The sequence below is a fragment of the Larkinella sp. C7 genome (assembly GCF_006149005.1).
Lineage (GTDB): Bacteria > Bacteroidota > Bacteroidia > Cytophagales > Spirosomataceae > Larkinella.
This window is the reverse complement of the sequence record NZ_VBSL01000193.1, coordinates 1-399: the sequence shown is the minus strand read 5'-3', so window position 1 is coordinate 399 and position 399 is coordinate 1. Positions and strand designations below refer to the sequence as shown.

Below are 399 nucleotides of genomic sequence, written 5' to 3'. Positions count from 1 at the left end.
ATTGTCTCTAATTTTGTTCAGCCAAGCCTCTTGTTCTTGGTCTCTCATTCCTAAGAGGAGACGGGCATGGCCAGAAGATAGGCTGCCGTCTTCAAGAGCTTTTTGTAAAGGAGCAGATAGATTCAAGAGTCGCAAAAAGTTAGTGATATAGGGACGCGATTTACCCATGTACTTAGCGATTTCTTCATGGGTCATCCGATTGGTTTCAATCAGATTTCGGTAGGCCTTGGCCTCCTCAATGGGATTGAGGTCAGATCGTTGCAAATTTTCAATGATGGCCTGAATGCGACTGTCTTGATCTGAAAGTTCTTTGATAATAGCCGGAATAGTCTCTAATTGCGCCAATTGGCAGGCTCGAAAACGTCGTTCGCCAGCTATCAATTCATAGCCAAAGACAGC

The 399-nt window shown here is 44.6% G+C and carries 1 protein-coding gene; it reads right to left on the bottom strand.

Annotated elements, in window-relative coordinates; all coding sequences use genetic code 11:
- Positions 1–399: ParB/RepB/Spo0J family partition protein (locus FH871_RS35065; protein ID WP_138995365.1), on the bottom strand; the 399-nt coding region annotated here is incomplete at both ends.